Origin of the sequence: Dietzia sp. E1, assembly GCF_014145015.1 — a bacterium.
GTDB lineage: Bacteria > Actinomycetota > Actinomycetes > Mycobacteriales > Mycobacteriaceae > Dietzia > Dietzia cinnamea_A.
In genome coordinates this window covers 1-1,511 of the sequence record NZ_JAALDU010000303.1, presented here as the reverse complement: position 1 = coordinate 1,511, position 1,511 = coordinate 1, and the positions used below count along the sequence as shown (strand labels likewise).

General features: G+C 73.7%; 2 protein-coding genes and 1 pseudogene. All 3 read right to left on the bottom strand.

All coding sequences use genetic code 11. The features are described 5' to 3' along the window. A partial coding sequence (locus G6030_RS10620) for a uracil-DNA glycosylase (RefSeq protein WP_182643098.1) occupies positions 1–613 on the bottom strand: 613 nt, incomplete at its 3' end. A 3-nt stretch (positions 614–616) separates the two neighbouring features. Continuing rightward, on the bottom strand, positions 617–1,138 hold the full coding sequence (locus G6030_RS10615; protein WP_182643097.1) for a gamma carbonic anhydrase family protein: 522 nt from the start codon (positions 1,136–1,138) through the stop codon (positions 617–619). A 9-nt stretch (positions 1,139–1,147) separates the two neighbouring features. Beyond that, positions 1,148–1,511 (bottom strand): annotated as a pseudogene (locus tag G6030_RS10610) (thiamine-phosphate kinase); the annotation flags it as partial.

The following is a 1,511-nucleotide window of genomic DNA, read 5'->3' as shown; positions in this document are numbered from 1 at the left end:
CGAAGAAGCCCCGCGACGCCGACAGCGGTGAGGGGTGCGCAGAGGCGATGACCGGGGTGTCGCCGAGCATCGGCGTCAGTGACTGCGCGTCACGCCCCCACAGGATCGCCACCATGGGTCGCTCGCGCTCGACGAGCGCCTCGATCGCCCGCTGGGTGATCTCCTCCCAGCCCTTACGGCGGTGGGAGGCGGGCTCGCCCGGGGCCACGGTGAGCACCCGGTTGAGGAGCAGCACCCCCGCCCGGGTCCACGCGCCGAGGTCACCGTGTGCGGGGGCCGGCAGCCCGAGATCGTCGGTGTACTCGCGGTAGATGTTGACCAGACTGCGTGGCAGCGGGCGCACGTCCGCCTCGACCGCGAAGCTCAGTCCGATCGGATGGCCGGGCGTGGGGTAGGGATCCTGGCCCACGATGAGCACGCGGACGTCGTCGAACGGCTGGGTGAACGCCCTCAGGACGTGGTCGGCGGCCGGCAGGAAGCCCCGGCCGGCGGCGTTCTCGGCGCGGAGGAAGTCGCCCATCCGGTGGATCCGCTCCTCGACCGGGGCCAGGGCCTCCGCCCAGCCGGGGTCGAGGAGGTCGGCGAGCGGCGCGGGGGCGCGTCGTGTGCTCACCGGTCAGTCGAGGCGTCGCAGGTCGGCGCGGTAGCGCATGGCGTTGTCGTGGTACATCTGCGTGTTGCCCTCGAGCATCGCGGGGTCGACCTCGTGGCCCTCCCGGATCTTCGCGGGCATGCCCATCGCCATGCGGCGGTCGGGCAGCTCGAACCGCGGGGGCACCAGGCATCCCGCGGCGACGACGGCGCCCGAGCCGATGACGGCGCCGTTGAGAACGATCGACCCGGACGAGATCAGCGTGCGGTCGCCGATGGTCGCGCCCTCGATGTGGGCGTTGTGCCCGACCACGCAGTGCTCGCCGATGATCGTCGCGTCGGTCGCCGTGCAGTGCACGATGGTGCCGTCCTGGATGTTGGACATGGCGCCGACCTCGATGCGCCCGTAGTCCCCGCGGAGCACGGCGGTGGGCCACACGGAGGCGCCGGGCCCGAGGGTCACCCGCCCGATGACCACCGCGTCGGGGTGGACCCATGCGTCGGGGGCGATGTCGGGTTCGAGGTCTCCGAGTGCGTAGATGGCCATGCGTCCACCCTAGTTCGCGCCCCGCGCAGAGTCCCAGCCCCCGGGGACCCGCGGCTCGCCGTCGAGGGTGACGCGCCCCGGCTCACCGGCCCGGACGGTGCCGATCACTGTGAACCCGGCCGGCGGGGTGACCCCGGGCGGGAAGGTGCCGAGCAGGCCGTGGTCCTCGCCGCCGTCGAGCACCCAGTCGGTGACCTGCGCGTCGGGGTCGGCCGCACCGAGCGTCCCGGCGGCCTCGTACAGGAGGGGGTCGACGGGGAGCGCGTCCATGGTGAGATCGGCGGCTACGTCGGACGCGCGCGCCAGGCCCGACAGGTCACGCAGCAGGCCGTCGCTGACGTCGGTGAGGGACCGGGCGCCGGCGAGGCGCGCC

Coding starts and splice junctions, on each gene's coding strand:
- G6030_RS10615 (WP_182643097.1), bottom strand. CDS start 1,138: ATGGCCATCTACGCACTCGGAGACCTCGAACCCGACATCGCCCCCGAC.